At 59.5% G+C, this 17,800-nt stretch carries 14 protein-coding genes and 1 pseudogene; 3 read left to right on the top strand and 12 right to left on the bottom strand.

The window, feature by feature from the left end:
• Positions 1 to 301 precede the first annotated feature (301 nt).
• Entirely contained in the window at positions 302 to 1,084 is a 783-nt protein-coding gene (locus EKM86_RS03815) for a MurR/RpiR family transcriptional regulator (protein ID WP_164506158.1), read from the top strand.
• Positions 1,085 to 1,205: 121 nt separating this feature from the next.
• Here the strand turns inward: EKM86_RS03815 and EKM86_RS03810 are convergent.
• A pseudogene (locus EKM86_RS03810) lies at positions 1,206 to 2,285 on the bottom strand (endonuclease/exonuclease/phosphatase family protein).
• A gap of 136 nt (positions 2,286 to 2,421) precedes the next feature.
• Between EKM86_RS03810 and EKM86_RS03805 the strand changes: the two are divergent.
• Both EKM86_RS03805 and EKM86_RS03800 read left to right on the top strand, forming a co-directional pair.
• Complete coding sequence (locus EKM86_RS03805; protein ID WP_125755216.1) at positions 2,422 to 4,800, top strand: glycoside hydrolase family 3 C-terminal domain-containing protein; 2,379 nt, start codon at positions 2,422 to 2,424, stop codon at positions 4,798 to 4,800.
• Positions 4,801 to 4,842: 42 nt separating this feature from the next.
• The gene (locus tag EKM86_RS03800; protein ID WP_379908839.1) at positions 4,843 to 5,964 is read left to right on the top strand and encodes an alpha-L-fucosidase; all 1,122 of its coding nucleotides are present in this window, start codon (positions 4,843 to 4,845) and stop codon (positions 5,962 to 5,964) included.
• Between the two features lie 164 nt (positions 5,965 to 6,128).
• Here the strand turns inward: EKM86_RS03800 and EKM86_RS12345 are convergent, their stop codons facing one another.
• The 11 genes from EKM86_RS12345 to EKM86_RS03750 all read right to left on the bottom strand — a co-directional run bounded on the left by EKM86_RS12345 (position 6,129) and on the right by EKM86_RS03750 (position 17,785).
• A complete protein-coding gene (locus EKM86_RS12345) occupies positions 6,129 to 6,305 on the bottom strand; it encodes a hypothetical protein (protein WP_164506157.1) in 177 nt (58 codons plus the stop codon).
• Positions 6,306 to 6,522: 217 nt separating this feature from the next.
• The gene (locus EKM86_RS03795; RefSeq protein ID WP_125755212.1) at positions 6,523 to 7,956 is read right to left on the bottom strand and encodes an MFS transporter; all 1,434 of its coding nucleotides are present in this window, start codon (positions 7,954 to 7,956) and stop codon (positions 6,523 to 6,525) included.
• 174 nt (positions 7,957 to 8,130) lie between these two features.
• Positions 8,131 to 8,919 (bottom strand): phosphonoacetaldehyde hydrolase, encoded by a 789-nt coding sequence (gene phnX, locus EKM86_RS03790; RefSeq protein WP_125755210.1) that lies wholly within the window; start codon positions 8,917 to 8,919, stop codon positions 8,131 to 8,133.
• A gap of 371 nt (positions 8,920 to 9,290) precedes the next feature.
• Entirely contained in the window at positions 9,291 to 10,703 is a 1,413-nt protein-coding gene (locus EKM86_RS03785; RefSeq protein WP_164506156.1) for a glycoside hydrolase family 36 protein, read from the bottom strand.
• A gap of 3 nt (positions 10,704 to 10,706) precedes the next feature.
• Entirely contained in the window at positions 10,707 to 11,387 is a 681-nt protein-coding gene (locus EKM86_RS03780; RefSeq protein ID WP_125755206.1) for a hypothetical protein, read from the bottom strand.
• Position 11,388: 1 nt separating this feature from the next.
• A complete protein-coding gene (rpoN, locus tag EKM86_RS03775; protein WP_125755204.1) occupies positions 11,389 to 12,687 on the bottom strand; it encodes an RNA polymerase factor sigma-54 in 1,299 nt (432 codons plus the stop codon).
• Positions 12,688 to 12,715: 28 nt separating this feature from the next.
• Positions 12,716 to 13,528, bottom strand: coding sequence for an HAD family hydrolase (locus EKM86_RS03770; RefSeq protein WP_125755202.1), 813 nt, complete (start codon positions 13,526 to 13,528; stop codon positions 12,716 to 12,718).
• Positions 13,506 to 13,898 (bottom strand): PTS sugar transporter subunit IIA, encoded by a 393-nt coding sequence (locus EKM86_RS03765; protein WP_125755200.1) that lies wholly within the window; start codon positions 13,896 to 13,898, stop codon positions 13,506 to 13,508. The genes EKM86_RS03770 and EKM86_RS03765 overlap by 23 nt, the downstream gene beginning before the upstream one ends.
• A gap of 268 nt (positions 13,899 to 14,166) precedes the next feature.
• Complete coding sequence (locus EKM86_RS03760) at positions 14,167 to 15,756, bottom strand: glycoside hydrolase family 43 protein (protein ID WP_125755198.1); 1,590 nt, start codon at positions 15,754 to 15,756, stop codon at positions 14,167 to 14,169.
• Positions 15,753 to 16,679 carry a glycoside hydrolase family 43 protein gene (locus tag EKM86_RS03755; RefSeq protein ID WP_125755196.1) on the bottom strand — a complete coding sequence of 309 codons (927 nt, stop codon included), beginning with the start codon at positions 16,677 to 16,679 and terminating at the stop codon, positions 15,753 to 15,755. Before EKM86_RS03755 ends, EKM86_RS03760 begins: the two co-directional genes overlap by 4 nt.
• A complete protein-coding gene (locus EKM86_RS03750) occupies positions 16,673 to 17,785 on the bottom strand; it encodes a glycoside hydrolase family 88 protein (protein ID WP_225419346.1) in 1,113 nt (370 codons plus the stop codon). The genes EKM86_RS03755 and EKM86_RS03750 overlap by 7 nt, the downstream gene beginning before the upstream one ends.
• Between the last annotated feature and the right edge of the window lie 15 nt (positions 17,786 to 17,800).

Below are 17,800 nucleotides of genomic sequence, written 5' to 3'. Positions count from 1 at the left end.
ACCAATCAGCGAAAGAAACCCTTTTCATTTTGAATGATTCTGACTCATCGTCAGCAAACGTCATCGAGGCCTCGACTGGGTAAACTGAAATAAGTTGACTGAGTGAAAGTAGTGGTTGCGCACCACTCTCAAGGCTTGGTCTAACAAGGAATCGTGCCCTTGCTCTCTCCTACACGAGCTATCATACGACAAATGTAGGGGCTTACATTTTCGTATCGGAGTGGTATATTCAGCCTATAAGCGATTATTCACAAACATGAAAAGATTTTCAAAGGGGCAAGCCATGACATTGCAGGAAAGTATGCTTCAAATTTTACAGACAAATACGATCAACTCGACCCCGTGGACACTAGCCGACTGCATCCTGCGTCTGGGGCCCAGGTTAGCCAAAATGTCCATCACAGAACTCGCACAGCAGTGCAACGTTTCAGAGCCGACCGTTAGCCGCTTTGTCGTGGCCGCGGGGTTTCGCAACTACACCGACATGCGAGACAGCGCCCGCAAAGAAAAGCTCGCCCTTAAGTCATCTGGCTTTCACATCCCCGAGACAAAGCTGAGTCTGGTCAAGAACGAGCCCCGAGAGTACCTCAACTTTTTTGGGCGCGAACTCAACCGGACCATGACAGACTTCATCAACAATGCTGACATCTCGCTGTTTGATCAGTTGGCTCAAGCAATTCATCACGCGTCGCGGGTCTTTATTTTCTGTTTTTCCAGTTCGCGATTAATTGCAAATATTATTCAGACCGACTTGGCGCGATATGGAAAAATCATCTACGTCCCCAGCACTAGTGATGAGCAGGTGATCGAGGCCAAACAGCTCAGGCAGGGCGATCTGGCAATTGCGATTTCAACTTATGGTTACTTCGTCAGCAAGTTTTCTGCCACGATCGACATTATTTCTAACTCCCCAGCAGACACTGCGCTGTTCACCCAAAATCCCGGCATTCCAGAGACATACCTGTTTAAGTCTGTGTACGCCGTCACTAAAACCAACAATCCCATCACTGGCTCCTACATCTTGCTCCTCGCCACCGAGTTTCTCGTCCGGCGCTACGCAGAAACCATCGGGGACGATTGTTAATCCCGAGGTTAGAAGCTCCAACCGAGGGTTCCCGGCCCAAATCAAAAGCAGACGTCCGCATTTGACGTCTGCTTTTGATTGTTCGTTCGAATCAGAGAAGTGCCAATCATAGGTAGTGGTGCTAGGGTTCCAGCTCAAATTCCATCCGCGTCGGCGTGTGGTCCGAGTACTTAAACCCGGTATCGACAATTTTCACCGACTTGGCCTTGACGTTCGGCGATAGAATAAACCCATCGATCAGCGTCACGAAGCTCTTCCCCGGTTTTCAGGGCTGGTCCAGTGCGCGCACGGACGGCTGGGCGGCTTTGGCCAGGCCCATGGTCGGGACGTGGAAGCCAGCCGGCAGCTGGTCGTACGGGAACAGGTGGGTCCAGGTCTCGTTTTGCGGCTTCGTGTGGAAAATCGCCGCGGAATCCTTCAGGAGGCGGTGGTTGTAGTCGCCGCCGACGATGACGTAATCCCCTTGCTTGTACGCCTTGTCGATATATTTGAACAGCTTGGCGAACTGCGCCTGCTGAATCGACCGGTCCTTGGTGAACGCCGACATGTGGATGTTGACCAGCTGGAGGTGCTTGCCGTTGCTGGTGGGCGTCTGGGTCACCGTGAAGGCGCGGTCGAGGTCGGTGAACTTGGTCGGGTTGGTCGCGATCGGCAGCGAGTACCGCCGCGCGCCGCTCACCTTGAACTTGGCCAGCGTCACCAGCCCAGACTTGGCCGCGCCAATCGGCTGATTGAACGGGTAAAACAGGTACGGCGAGTCGTAGTTTTGCCCGTAGACGCTGCTGTACTGCTGACCAAACGCGCCGCGAATGCCGGCCACCTCATCGACGTGCTGCGAGCGGTCGCCGTCTTGATCCACTTCCTGGAAAAAGGCAAAGTCGGGATCGCCTTGGCGCGTGGTGTTGATCACGCCGGCCAGCGAGTCCTGAACAGCCTTTTTGCTATAGGCGCGGGAGTACTTGCCCCCGTCCATGAAAAAGGAATAGCTCGGCGGGTACGAATCGTAGCCGATGTTGTACGACTGGGCCAGGTAAGTCTTGCCCACCTGCACCGCACCGGTCTGGTTGTGCTGGGCCCGCAGCTTCAAGTTGTCAGGCAGCCGGTAGTAGGCCGCGTACAGGTAGACAATGTAGCCGCCCAGAATGACGACCACGGATCCCAGCAAGCCCCCAATAATTTTCAGTGCGCGATGTTTTTTCACAGCGTCATCCTCCTATTGTTGCATCCGCTTCATCGTACCACGCCAGACTGCTTTTTCCAGCAAATAAAGCGACCCCAAGCGCGTTACAGAACCGCTTTCGCGTGTTATTCTCAAGGTAAGAATTGGGGGTTTTAGGATGACTATCACCATCGGCAGCGGCGCCACTCGCCGCGACTTATCCGACCAGGACGCGATCAAGCTCACCTCGGGCCGGGACTTTTGGAGCAGCGAAAGCGTCGCCGGCATCCCCGCCATTCGCATGAGCGACGGGCCGCACGGGCTGCGCTACCAGGCGCAGGCGGCCGACCACCTCGGCATCAACGAGGCCGTGCCGGCGACCGCCTTTCCCACTGCCAGCGCGTCGGCGTCCAGCTGGGATCCGGCCCTGCTGGTCAAAATGGGCCAGGCGATCGCCGAAGAGGCGCGCTCGATGAACGTTGACGTGGTGCTCGGCCCCGGCGTCAACATCAAGCGCAATCCGCTGGGCGGGCGCAATTTCGAATTTTTCTCCGAGGACCCGCTGCTGACTGGTGTGCTTGCCACCGCGTGGATCTCCGGCCTGCAGTCAAAAGGCGTCGGCGCCTCGCTCAAGCATTTTGCCGGCAACAGTCAGGAAACCGACCGGCTGCGCTCCGATTCGCTGATTGATGCCACCGCCTTGCACGAGCTGTACCTCGAAGCCTTTCGCCTCGCCGTCACCCAAGGCCAGCCGGAAACCGTGATGATTGCCTACAACCTGCTGAACGGCACGTACATGAGCGACCACGAGTACCTGCTCAACACCGTGCTGCGCGGACAGTGGGGCTTCAAGGGCGCGGTCGTCACCGACTGGGGCGCGCTGAACGACAAGGTCGCAAGCCTGAACGCTGGCACCGACCTGGAAATGCCGAGCTCCGGCCACCTGTTCGATAAGCCCGCCCTGGCCGCACTGAAAACAGGCGCGCTGGACCGCGCCCGCCTCACCCGCGCCGTTGCCAACATCGCGGCCATCGCCGACCGGAAGCGCCCCGCGTTCACCGGCGATCGCACGGCGCTCCTGCAGTCCCATGTCGCTTTGGCGCAGCAGATCGAGGAAAATTCGGCCGTCCTGATGAAAAACGATGGCACGCTGCCCCTGCAACCTGGCCGCAAGCTGGCCGTGATCGGCGCCTTGGCCGACGAGACCCGCATTCAAGGCGCAGGGTCGTCGCACATCACGACCCCGCAAAGCACTTCCATTTTGTCCGGGCTCAAGGCCGCCGGGCATGCGTATACCTACGCGCCGGGCTACGCGCTGGACGGCCAGGCCGACGAAAAGCTGGTCAAGGCGGCCACGGCCGCTGCAAAGAAGGCGGAAGACGTGATCGTCGTGCTGGGGCTGCCGGCCACCGCCGAGGCGGAAGGCACCGACCGCACGACCATGGCACTGCCCGCAGATCAAGCCGCACTGCTGCACGCCGTGGCGGCCGTCAATCCGAATGTGGTGGTCCTGCTGGTCGCCGGTTCGGTGGTGACCACGGACTGGGCGAAGGACGCCAAGGCGGTGCTTAACTTGTTCCTTGGCGGTGAAGCCGTCGGCACCGCCGCCGAGCGCTTGCTGTTCGGTGCGGTATCCCCATCCGGCAAGCTGGCCGAAACCTACCCGCTGCGCTACGAAGATGTGCCCTCCAGCGTACTGTACGGGAAAACGCCGCTGTCAGTGCCATACGCCGAGAGTCTGTACGTCGGCTACCGCTACTATGACAAGGCCAGGCAGCCCGTCGCCTATCCCTTTGGCTTTGGGCTGAGCTACACCACCTTTGCCATGAGCAACGCGCGCTTAAACGCCGATCACCTTGGCAAAACCGACCAACCGCTGACCGTCACCGTTGACGTGAAAAACACGGGCACCATGCGCGGCGCCGAGGTCGTGCAGGCTTACGTCAGCGAAGACGATCAGGACCAGCTGGTACCAAAGCAAGCATTGGCCGCTTTTCAAAAAGTCTGGCTGGACCCAGGTGAGCAGCAGCGCGTCACGCTGACGCTGCCTCAGCGCACGTTTTGCCGCTGGGACGAAGGCCGCCAGCAGTTCACCTTGGCCGGCGGCGCGTGGCACGTGTGCGTCGGCAACAACAGCCGCAACATGATCACGCAGCTGCCGCTGACCGTGGACGCCCCCGCTTTTCGCGTGGAGGCACCCGCCTGGTACCGCCAGCCAGTTGGCCTGCCGAACGTGGCAGACTTTACCGCGCTCAGCGGTCTGACCCCGGCGCCGGTCCGCGCGCCGCAGCCCGGCGACTTCACCCGGCTCAGCGTGCCGCGCGACTTGGCCAAGTACTCGCGAGTCGCGCGCCTGGTCGCCACCGTCGTCATCGCCAACATGCAGAAAAATGACGGCACGCCCAAGGACTCGCCGGAAGGTCAGTTTTTGGCCACCATCGTCTGGGACACGCCGCTGGTGCGCCTCGCCCAGCAAAGCGGCGGCAGCTTGAAGCTGTGGATGGTCGATTTGCTCGTCGCCTTGGCCAATCACGGCAAAAAGGCGCCGCGCCGCTGAACCACTTTTCCGTCGCCACTCATCAACACAGGAGGGATCACCATGAGTGAAGTCAACATTCACCGCCACCAAGCGCCGGCGTGGTTCGAGGCCGCCGACTTTGGCATTTTCATCCACTGGGGTCTGTACAGCGTGCCGGCGTTTGCGCCCAAACCCGTGACCGGCCCGGGCAAGCACCCGACCCTGTATGAGCAGTTCAAGCACCAGCCCTACGCCGAGTGGTACGGCAACGCGATGCTGTTTCCGACCGGCCCGACCGGCCAGTACCACCGCGAGCACTACGGCAACGCGCCGTACGCGGCGTTTGCCGACACTTTTCGCGAAAAAGCCCGGAACGTGGACGTCGAGGCATGGGCCGACGCGTTCGCCGCGGCGCACGCGAAGTACGTCGTGGTCGTCACCAAGCACCATGACGGGTTTGTGATGTATGACACGCAGGTGGAAAATCCGTGCCGCCCCGGCTACCACCTCGATTTTGACTTTGTCGGCCAGCTGGCCAAGGCCGTTCGTGCCCGCGGCATGCGCTTTGGCGTGTACTACTCGAGCCTGCTCGACTGGACCTTCAAGCACGAGCGCATCCAAAGCGCCGCGACCATGCTGCTGGGCTCCGACCACTCAAAGCAGTACCGCGATTACGTCTGGGCCCAGTGGCACGAGCTGATCGACCGCTACCATCCCGACATTTTGTGGAGCGACATCGGCTACCCGGAGGATCCGCGGCTGCCGCAGCTGTTCCGCGATTACTACGCCGCGGTGCCCGAGGGCATGGTGGACGACCGCTGGAGCGACTACCCCGGCTGGATGCGGCACAAGGCCTTGTACCCGCTGTTCAACGCGGGCGGCGCCTTCGTCAACTGGCGCCAGGAAAAAAACAACAAGACCGCCGCGCCGCAGTACTACGACTACCGCACGCTGGAGTACCACACCGTTTGGACCGGCGCGCCGGATTACTACGAGATCACCCGCGGCATGGACTACTCGTTCGGCTACAACCGCGCCGCGCGGCCAAGCGACTTCATCACCGCCAAGCAGGTGCGCCAGATGATCGCAAACGCGCGCCCGCAGCGCGGCCGGTTGCTACTGAACGTTGGTCCGAAAGCCGATGGCAGTTTGCCAGCGCCGCAGACCAAAGTGCTGGCAGATTTGGCGAGTAAAGCGTTATAGTTGATTCTCCCGAGGACTGCTTGTTCTTTGGTTCTCTCGCAGAAAAAATCATGCTATACTTGAAACATAAAGAAAGCCACCTCTGCAAAGGTGACTTTCCCGCAGAACCGCCTAAAGAGCGGTGGTTTACATCTTAACTAAAAAGTCGCGATGCTTGCCAAAGTTCAGCGCGGCTTTTTAGTTTGCTTCTTTTTTCGGCCACGGCCGAACGCTTTTATCAGCTGACACACTGCGTCATGCAGCATGATAATCCTGTAGACAAGGCGCGTTAACGCCATGACCAGGAATTCTAGCCAGCCGATGCAAGCCGTGATTGTCGCCAATGCGCCAATCACAAACAAACTCGTACCTCCTTTCCTTAGAATTAGAGGGCATGAACATCAAGTCCATTAGCCTCACCTTCTTCCGAAAACAGATACCACCGCTCATTAACTTTTCTGCTCCAATAATCATACTGGAAATACGCCTAATTGCCTAGTGGCTCTAACCATCCAGCCATTATTTCGAGTACACCAGATACAAAAAAACGTGGCTCAGGCCACGCCTTCTGAACACGATTTAGTACTGATTTTTCATCTGCTTCTCTGCCGCCGCCCGGTCGAGCTCGCCGGCGTTGACCTTGGCCATCAGCTGAACGTCGTGGTCGTTGAGCTTGTAGAAGGTCAGGACGATCGAAGCCAGCACGGCGCCGATCGCCGGCACCAGCGCGGTGACTGCCCAGAGGCCGCTCAAAGCGCTGCCGCTTTGCGTCACGTGCTCGGCCTCAAGCGCGGCAAACGAGCTGGCCGTGATGGCCTTCCACCCGAACAGGCTCAGCACCGCCAGGCCCAGCGGCGCGTTCATCGAGGACAGTTTTGCGGCAAAGGACTGCACGGCAAATGCGATGCCGCGCGCATCGATGTGCGTTTTAAACTCGCCGTACTCCACGATGTCCGGGGTGAAGGTCAGGCCCAAAACGCCGATCAGCCCGACTGGAATGGCTCGCAGCACGACCATAATCAGGTACATCGTCTTGTTGTGATAACCGACGAAGTACATCGCGAACGCCAGGACAGCCAGCGCGATCATACTAAAGTAAAACAGCTTGAACTTATCGACCCGTTTGAGGATGCGGCCCATGAACGGCGAGAAAATGATGGTGGGAATCGCCACCAGCACGGTCGTCAGGGTTGCAAACAGCGCGGTGCCAAACAGGTAGTACGCGGTGAACAGGCCGACCACCTGGTCAGTTTGGGTCAGGCCCCAGAATAGGTAACCCAGGTAGTAGATGCCGAGAAACTTGTTCGTGCGCAGGTAGTGAATAATGTCTTTTAAGTGGTAATGGCTCTCCGTCCCGGCCTTGGGCTTAATCCGCTCCTTGCCAAACACGGACACTGGGAACATCAGAACCAGTGTCATGACCGCAATAATCGCGACCATCTGGGGAAAACTCATCCCCACCCGTTCGGAGACTAGCACCGGCCCAATCACCGTGACCAGGAAGCTGCCGGCCAGCGCAAACAGCCGCGCCATCGACAGGATCGAGTTGCGCTCATTGACCTGTGCCGTCATGCTGGTGATCATCGCGTAAATCGGCACGTCGCTCATCGTGTAACTGGTGTCCCAGATGATGTAGGCGATGACGAACCACACCAGCTTCATGGTCGGCGTCAGCCCGCTGGGAATCAGGAATAAGATCAGCGTCGTGATCGGCACGGTGAAGCTGGCCAGCCGCAGCCACGGCAGCGCCTTGTTGCCAGAGCGCCAGTGCACTTTGTCGTACAGCACGCCAAACAGCGCGTCGGCGAAAACGTCCCAGAGCTTGGCAATGAACATCGCCGTAGCGACCGCGCTGACGTTGACGCCGTTCATCATCAGGTACGTCGTGGAAAAAGCGGTCAGGGTCATGTACCCCATCGCCTGGCCGGTAAAATACAGCCAGTACGTGATCCGCTCACGAGGCCTTGTCTCGGTTTTCGGGGTTGGTTCCTGAGCTGGCGTTGGTTCGTTCATTGTGGCTCGCCTCCCGGCATCATGGTCGCAGGTTCAACATTGATTGTTCGCGATCATTATACCCCATCAACCGCTTGCACCCGGTCCAGATTACTTAAAAGGATGCCGATTTTCCTGCATGCTGAAAGTCGCCCGTCTCAATGAAAAAGAGGGTGCCAGCATCACATGGATGATTCAATTCGCCGCCATGGTCGCCTCGCTTTGCATGAGACGCACCAAATCGCGCGCATTATTCACGATCAGATCCGCCCCGGCGGCCGCGTATTCCCGCCGGATTTTCCACCGCAGCTGCTGCCGGTCTTGGTTGGTCAACGCCAGCCACTGGTCCTTGGCCAGTCCAAGCAGACTGGCGCCTTCAATCACGCCGACCGCGTTGGCCCTCGCCGCCTGTGCCGCACGAATATCGTCGAGCGTATCCCCCAAAATAATCGTGCGGGCTGGATGCTGCACCCCCAGCTGCGCCATCGCCAGGCGGTTCATCGCCGGGTCCGGCCGCCCTGCCTCGGCATCCTTCGTGGTGATGTTGACGTGCGGTCGAAATCCCTGCGCCGCCACCAGCGGCAGCAGATCCGGGATCAACTCTGGATCACCGCTGCTGGTGGTGCCATAGGGAATGTGGTTGGCCTCCAGATAGGCAATCAGTTCGCGCACGCCAGGCTTCAGCTGCGCGCTAGTCGGCAGAATCGCCAGCCGCGTCCGTTTGATCGCGGCCAGAATTCGAACCGCCAAGTCATCAATGCTGGTCATGCCAAAATAGGCGGCCGCACCATCGCGGACGGCAGCATCCTGCAACAGCCGGTGAATGTGGGCCAGGTCGCCCAGCGCCATGTCGCGGCGAACCACGCCCTCCGAAAGTTTCACGCCAAAACTAGTAAAAGTGCGCTGAAACGCCAGCAGCGTGGCGCGCCCGCCGTAGTCAATGGTCGTGCCTTCCCAGTCAAAAATAACGGCTTCAATCGCCATAACGTCCTCCCCAAATCCTCAAAAAGCTGGCTCACAGATAAATGACAGGCTATTTGCGTGCCTCCTAACCACCACGCGAGAAGATTCCGCATCTTAACCTTGTAATTCCCCAACATAAGAAAAGAGTGACGAGGAATTTTCCTCACTTTCACCATACCCAAAACGTGTAAAAATCTAAGCCGCTCCATGTAAGGGTTAAGTTAAAATCCTGCGGCGAGTGTAAATACTCCGGAGGGGGGAGATCATCGATTTTCGGTTTATCATTGAACGTCACCACCAAAAGGGCTGGCACAATGTCCGCTTGGCAAGCCAAAAATTAACGCCTCGTTCTTCGCGAACGAGACGTTCTTTAATTCTGAAGGTGACTAGGCCTAGCACTTACGGTCCAGCGCCAGGGCGACAGCGTGGTAACCTGATGAGGCATTCGTGACCTTGAGGTGTTTGGCATCAACGAGTAACTGTCTGCTGCCGTACTGGTCAACAATCTCCCAATCCGCTGCTGGCAGGCCTAACTCAACTGTCGTGCCTGCACCTGGCGCCATACTCCACACCATCACCAGTACCTGACTGCTTTGCGCAAGGCTTGGGCCGTTGTAAAAGCCGATCACCTGAACGCCGTGCGGATCGTGATAACTGAGCACCGGCGCCCCGAGGCGATAAGGGCTGCCGTTAAAAATCAGCGGCGCATGCGTCTGATAAAACGCGATACCGGCATCGACGGCCGCCCACTGCGCGCCACTCAGATCCCTGATGTCACCGGACAGGCAGATACGCCCCAGGAAGGTGGCAATCAAATGGTAGTACAACGTCTCTAAGTCTTCATCGGCGTGCAGCACGCACCAGATCAGATTCTTGGCCGGCGGGATCACCACCAGCTCATTGGCGGCCACGATTGGAATTGACAGCGTGTCGTGGGCATCGGAAAATGAGGAAAACTCGGTATTTTCGATGAACGCCGGCGTCAACCGGTGCCCGCCCGACGAACAGTTTTCGACTTGAATGCCTGGAAGCTGCTGGTGCACATCGGCCAGAACCGCCAGGGTGGCGTCGATCTGATCCTCCAGCGCCGCCGCGCCCGGGTGCTTACCGTCCATGACGGGCCCGAGGGTGTCGTTGTAGTCCACCTTCAGGTAATCAAACCCATTGGCCTTGAGCAAGTCAATCATCCGCGTCTGCAGGAACTGCCGATTGGCCGGCAGCGTCATGTCGAGAAACCGGCGCTTCAGGGTCGCGACCACCTGCCCATCGCGTTTAGCCAGCATCGTCTGGTCCTTGGCGCGGTCGCTGTCCGGCCCGACATTCTCGAATTCAAACCAGATACCAGCCTTCATGCCACGATGATGAATCGCCGCGACCACCGGTTTCAACCCCTCGGGAAAAGCATCCCGGTCGACCTGCCAGTCCCCAATCTGTGGGTCAAAATTGGTGCTACCTTTGCGAAACCAGCCCGCATCAATCACGTACGTCCCAATGTGGTGGGCCGCAAGCAGCGGCAGGGCCCGGTTGATCGACGCGGTCGTTGGCTCACCCCAAGTGGTCGCCCACTCGTTGTAAACCACGCTGGCATCACTGGCCTGCACCGGCACGTGCAGGCGCTTACTGACCTGCAGCAACGGGCCCTGGCCACAGGTAACGTAAGCAAACGGCGTGCGAATGGTCACCCCCGGCGCCACCTCCTGGAACCAGGCGCCGGTGTCGCGGTCCGGCAGGCCGCCGAAGACGACCAGGCGATCATCCAGCCGAGCGGCGTTCAGGCGCCAGGACGCCTTGCCTGCCAGCTGCACCAGTCACAGGCAGTCCTGATCTTTGTCCTGCACCCCGACCAGCGGGAAGAAGCGCCGCACAGGCATGGTGCCGTTCTGGCCAAAAGACTCAAGGCCCAGGCCGGATGGCTTCCAGCTCTCCTCCAGCCCGTATTCCTCAATTGGCCGCTGCTCCAGCCGACCTTCCATCGCCCACTTCGAGCGCAGCCGCAGCAGGTCCAAGTCGCCGGTTTTCTGCTTAGCGTGAAACGGCGAAAGCCCCGCCAGGCAAACCGAGGCCAAGCCATCCAGCGTCTGCACGGCCGCGGTCCCGTTGGTGAAGGTCGTCCAGGTTTTCAATCGATGCTCCTCAGCCTGCCACACCAGCTCCTGTGTATAGCGGTTGCCGTCCGGATCGACTAGCGCCGTCGTGACGTGCACGCCAGCCCTGCTGGGTACGATCAGCTGACTGGCAAAGGTCAGGCTCCGGGCCGTGGCGCTGTTAAAGCTCGTCGAGCCGTTGGAGAAGTTTTTATCGGACGGATCCTGCCGCCGCTTGGCCTGGACCAGTGAAAAGGTGTTGACCTGGTCTGGCGGCGCCACTACAGACTCGGCCAAAGCGGCGGGAAACACCGTCCACTCCACATGCTGATGGGCGTCAATCAGGTAGCGCGCGACCATGTCGCCGCACGCCAGCTCGGATAAAACACGTAATTGTTCTGTCAAACTAAACACTCCCTTGTTTGCGCTTGCGTGCGACCGGGATCTGCAATGCCGCCCGGTACTTAGCAACGGTCCGCCGCGCGATGTTCAGGCCTTGCTCGTGCAGCAGACCCACCAGCTCATCGTCGCTTAGCGGCCGGGTCTTATCCTCCTTGGCAATCAGTGACGCCAGCACTGTCTGAATCTGATCGACAGAATGCGTGGCGTCCTTGGCCGAGTAGCGAGAGAAAAACGATTTAATGAGCATGACCCCGAAGTCGGTTTGCAGATACTTGCCGTTGATGGCGCGGCTGACGGTCGACTCGGCCAGCTGCAGCCGCTGTGCAATGTCCCGCAGCAGCAGCGGTGCGAGTGATTTCTGTTCCTGCATGAAAAAGGCGTACTGGGATTTGACCAGCTCACGGCCGATCAGACTCAGTGTCTCCTCGCGCCGCGCCAGACTGTACGTCAAGGATTGGTACTCACCCAGTTTTTCCTTGAGGTAATGCTGCACTTCACGATCGGTCGAGTCCTTCAGCTGCGCGTAAGTCTCCTCGGCGAACACCAGCCGCGGCTGATTGGCCTTGATCACGGCCATGCTCAGCTTGCCGTTGACCTGATGCACGCGCAGGTCCGGGACCACAAACTCGGTGGCTGTGTGGTTGTATGGCAACCCCGGGTCGGCGGACAGCGTGCGGATGTAGTTGAGCGCGGCCTTCAGCTGACTGGCAGTCAGCGCAAGCTTCGCCTGAATTGCCTCGAACCGGCCAGCGGTCAGGTTGGCAAACTGATCGGTCAAAATGGCGATAACGCCGGTCGGCACCGGATACTCATCCGCCTGGGCCTGCAGCAGTAAGCACTCCTGCAGGTCATGGGCGCCAACGCCGGGCGGATCCAACCGCTGCAGCAGCGTCATCGCGTCCGCCAGCATGATGTCAGTGATGCCCAGCTCCGCCTTGATTTGCTCATTGCTGACCGGCAAATAGCCACGCGGGTCAAGCTGCTCGATGAGGTAAACCACCAGCGCTCGCAGCGGGGTTTTCCGCATGGTCAACTGCACCTGTTCCAGCAGGTAATCAAACAGCGACTGCTGCGTATCCTTGATTTGGTAACTGTCATTGGCGACCGGGGCGACACTGGGGGCGTCCAGCCGAGTCTTGACGTCAAACAGAGGGTTGCCCAGACTGCGGTCCTGCAGGTACGCCGCCAAGTCGATGGTATCAAGCTGAAGGACCAGGATCGACTGGCGCATGCCCTGGGTGAGAACCAGTTTTTGCGCCTGGGCCTGGTTTTGACCGAAGCTAAAATTCTGCGTTAACGCCATCGTGATCCCTCCTTTTTGCTTGACCGACTTATTTCAGCATCGCCAGCAGTGCCTTGGCGACGCCGCTGCTGGCGTGATTATCGACGACCAGCGCGGCTGCCTGCTTCACTTGCGGCAGCGCGTTGCTCATCGCCACCCCGCAACCGACGCCGGCCAGCATCGAAATATCGTTGTCGTAATCACCAAACGCCGCGACCTGCGAGACTGCCAGCCCAAGATGCCCACACAGCCACCGAATGCCGCTGAACTTATCGACCCCGGGGGCGGTCATTTCAACGTAGCGAGTGTCGGTCCAGCAGCCGGTGGCCAGGTGCCGCGCCCTGACCGTGGCCAACGCCGCCCCGAGTGCAGCCAAATCAGCGCCGTAATAGCTGACCTTAAACACCTCTGTCGCCTCAGCCGCCTGGTACAGCGGTGCCAAGTCACTTTTTGTCGCCGGCGCCTCAATGTATGTCGGCACCCACTGGGCAGTTTGGGGAATGTAGTCCACGTTGGCGGTCATGGTACTGAGCGTCACATTCACCCCGGCCGCAGCGCCAAGGTCGATCAACTTGCGGACTCGGCTAGGTGCCAGCGCCTGGCGATGAATCAGCTTACCGTTAGGATCGGCAATGCAGGCGCCGTTGAAGAAAATTTTATAACCGGAAATCCCCATCCCTGCCATCAGAACTTCAATCGAAGGCAGCCGGCGCCCAGACGCAACGGCGAACACCACGCCTCGCGTAGTGGCCGCTTGAAGGGCGGCACGGTTGGCCGCAGACACCTGGCCCTTGGGGTCTAGCAGCGTCCGGTCCAGGTCTGTACAGATCAAGCGCGGTTTAGAAAAAGTCATTTTCGGCATGGACGGGGGTCAACCGGACCTCTTGCAAACTATCTCGTGCAGACTGGATCACGTGATCGAGATTAGCGTCGGGGTTAAGCACCAACTGCAGTACCAGCGCCATGTTCATCCCGCCAACCAACCGGACATTCGGCCGCTTCAGCAGGGCCATGGCGGCATTACACATACTGCCGCCCACTAGATCCGCCAAGATCAGCACCGGCTCGTCGCTGGGCAGGTCCTTGGCAAATCCCGCAACGATGTCATCGGGATTTTCACCCGGCATCAGGGCGTACGCGGCCAAATTTTCTTGGGGTCCGGCAATCATTTCAACCGCCTTAGCGAGCCCTTTTGCCAGGCTATTATGAGAAATCAAAATAATCTTTGTCATTCGTCACGTCTCCTCAGAATACTTCACGCTACTTCAAGCAAATAGTATGCCAAAGCGAAGCTAATTGCTATTTTAAGCTGGTTTGCCGCAATGGTCTTAACAAAAGGAGACCCGTGGCATTAAAAAATTAATTATTTGAGGGCATAGATACCTGGATTCAAGCAATTGCTCAGACTGTTTAAGGTCAACTAAACACTGCGAGAATTCTACCGTTCAAGAAAAGAAAAGCGCCCGGGGTCTCTCCCAGGCGCCGCCAGTCACCAACCGACTACTGTTCTTGATAATTAAAGTACTGAAAATCTGCGTGCGAGCGGTGCTGGTCCATGTCCTGCGTGCAGATCCCGACCATGGCGCCGGTGAAGGCCAGCTTGCCGTTGGCCTTGATGTGATCATCGCTCAGGTGATCCGCGGTGTACGGGGTGGCCAGCACCTGCCACTGCGCCGTCCCGGCCTGGCAATACGCGAACCGGGCCACCTCTCGGTCAACCTGGACTCGCAACACGACTGGACCTGCGAAGCGAATGGGCAGGTGCTCAGACAGGTAGCTGAACTTGCCGCAGTCGGCCACCTCCAGCTGCAGATAGCGGCTGTGCAGCTCCTCATCGTACGACAGGTGCAAGTACGCCCAGTTGGCGGTGTCATAGTACAGCACCAGGCCGGCCAGCTGCTGAAAGCTGGTCGGGGCAAAATCCACGCAAGTTTCGGCGGTGAACTGAACGCTCTGCCACCGGCGCGCCAGCAGCGTTTGCGCGTCCAGGCTTGACAGACTTTCGCGCCCATACAGGCGCAGCCAGCCCGGGCGTGCGGTGAGTGACGCGCGGTCCCCCAGCGGCTGGCGCAGCGTCTTCAGGCTGGCCGGCAGACTAGGCTGGTCAAACGTAATGGCCTGCGAGTGGTCCAGCACCTGCACCGCAGTCGCCGGCGCCGAGGTAATCGTCACCGTTTGGTCAGGCAGGTGCGTCCCGTTTGCCAAATGCGGCCAATCATCCTCCCACACCAGTGACTGGATCCCGGTTTCACGGCCCAGCGGATTGTTGCCGTGCGGGGTCAGCGGCCGCGCGCACAGGAACACAATGTACCAGTCATCCTGCGGCCCTTGAACAAAACAGGCGTGACCCGCCTTGGCCAGCGGCAAGTCGTCGTGGTACTTCGTCGAGATCAGTGGCTGCCACGGGGACAACTCGTACGGACCCCAAATGTTGCGGCTGCGTGCGACTGTCGAGGCGTGGCTGTACCCCGTGCCCCCGGCAGCGCACAGCAAGTAATACCAGCCGTTTCGCTTCATGATCTGGGGGCCTTCGCAAACGCCCAGCGACGTGCCTGGGAAAAAGCGCCGGCGCTCCCCAATCAGGGCCTTCGCCTGCGCGTCAAATTCCTGCATGACCACGCCGGCAAACCCCGGGTGATCCAGCCGGTGATCAAACAGCATGTTCATGAAGTAATGGCGTCCGTCATCATCGTGGAACAGCGCTGGGTCAAAGCCGCTGGCGCTGATGAACGTCGGCTTGCTCCAGGGGCCGGTAATCGCCGGGCTGGTGATCACGTAATTGAGCGTGTCCTTGAATGCCGTGGCCGACTTCACAATCGTGTACACCAGCCAGAACTGGTCTTCCGCATAGCTGAGATGCGGCGCCCAAATCGCGCCGGAATCGTAAACCCCGCGCAGATCCACGCGCGCTGGGTCGTTCAGCGGCTCGGCCACCAAGGTCCAGTTCACCAAATCGACGCTGTGATAGATTTCAACTCCCGGCCACCACTCAAACGTCGAGGTGGCCAGATAATAATCTTCGCCCACCTTCAGCAGGCTCGGATCGGGACTGAAGCCTCGTAAAATTGGATTTTCCACTGTGGCACTCATGCCTTCACCTCCCCGCCAAATGGCGTTTGCGTCCAGGCCACGCGCAAGTCGCGACCAGTGATTTCAATCGGCAAAATGCTGTAGCCGGACTGACTCAGATCCGCCGGCTGCCAGTGATCCAGCAGCAAGTACCAGCGCCCGGCCACTGCGAACACCGCGGCCGGCTGACCGCCGTACGTGGTTGCCGCCGTCGGCCCCACGCACGGGTTATCGATCAGCTTTTGGCCGGAAAAGAGAAACCGGGAGCGCGAGTACAGCGCCGGGTTGGGCCGCCAGCCGGTCGTGCCAGAGGTGATGGTAAAGTACCACTCGCCGTCGTGAACCACGGTCGGCGCCTCGCGCGCCTGATCGACTAGAATCTTAGCTGAAAAACCGGTCAGGTCCAGGTAATCTGGCGTCAGTTGCGCAAAATACAGCGTCTGGTTCATGTCCGAGCTGAAGCACAGGTACGCCTTGCCGCCGTCCTGAACCAGCGTCATGTCGCGGCTTTCCTGCCGGTTAGGCCGCAGCACGTCATGCACGGTAAACGGCCCGGTCGGCGCATCCGCCATGGCCACCACACAGCCAGCGTAGGTGTAGTCCTGGTCGTCAAAATGCGCCCACATCACAAATTTCCTCGTCTCAGCGTTGAACAAGACCTTGGGCCGCTCGACGACACTGGTCACCTGCAGGCGGCCTTCGGGGTCCGAAGCCGCCGTCAGCACGCGGCCGGCATCGTGCCAGTCGCGCAAGTTCGTGGACGAGTAGCACCGCACCCCAGTGAATGGCACCACGCGCCTGCCGGCTGCCACGAAGGCCGGCTGGCTACGGTCCTCACCGTACCAGTAATAGGTCTCTTGATGGGCGAGGATGGTGCCGCCGTGGGCCTGAATCAGCCGGCCGTCAGCGTCGCGCCACGGCTGGCCGTTCGCGTTGCTTACCATATCAGAAAGTCCTTCCCGAGCAGTCGCGTCAGCGTTTCGACCAGGTAAAAGTCACTGTAGATCAGCCGCACCTCGTGGAGCTTGTCGTGGTACGCCGGGGTCGCGCCCAAGACGATGCCGTCGGTGGCCGGATCCAGGTCCAGGTAGTGGTCAGTCACGGCCTGCAGCAGCTTGACCGCCGCCTCGTGGTACAGCGGCTTCTCGAATTCACTCACGTGCTTTTCGATTTCAAGCAGGCCGCAGGCGGCGCACAGCGAGGCCGACGTGTCGTAGATCACCGGCGTGGCCGGCGCGCGAAAATCAGCCAGGGGCACATAGCCGGTCTTCTCAACGTTGGCGATGAAGTAGCTCGCGACCCGCTTGGCGGTGTCGAGGTACGCCTGTTTTTGCGTGTGTGCAAAGCTGAGCGCAAACCCGTACAGGGCCCACGCCTGCCCGCGGGACCAGGACGAGCCCGGCCCGTAGCCCTGGCCGCCTGGGGTGTTTAGCAGTTGCCCATTAGTCGGGTCAAAAATGCCGATGTGATTCGTGGAGCCGTCCGGCCGCACGATGTTTTGCATCACAGTGTCGGCGTGGTCCTCGGCCACGTAGCCGAACCGCGGGTCATCGATCGTATCGCGTGCCCAGTAGAGCAGCGGAATGTTCAGCATGCTGTCGATGATCACCCAGCCGGCGCGGTCGCGGTTCCACGAGCGGATGAACTTGCCCCGTGGGTTGTAGCGGCCGGCAAGCAGCGCCGCAGCGTGCAGCCCGCGGGCCTTGCTGCGCTCGCTGCCAGTCAGGCGGTAATCCGCGACGGCCGACAGCTGGTACATGAACCCGACGTCATGGTGCAGCCCGGTGTAAATCGTCATCGCCTCGTCCAATTCATCCTCGTTGGCCTCGGCCGTTTTCTTAAACAGTGGGTCCTTGGTGGCGTTGTACATCAGCCACATGGTGCCGGCCCAAAAGCCGTTGGTCCACCAGGTGATGTCCTTTTGCGCCATGTCCACATACTTGCCGTCTGGCCCTGGCGTGTATGGGATCGCAGACCCCAGCCGCTTGGCCTCGGCGGTCAGCTTGGTTTGCACCTTAGCGAACAGTTCCTCATCACTCGTTTGTGCCACGATTGTTTCCTCCTT

The organism is Lacticaseibacillus hegangensis (genome assembly GCF_003946465.1).
GTDB lineage: Bacteria > Bacillota > Bacilli > Lactobacillales > Lactobacillaceae > Lacticaseibacillus > Lacticaseibacillus hegangensis.
This window is presented reverse-complemented; position numbering and strand designations above follow the sequence as displayed.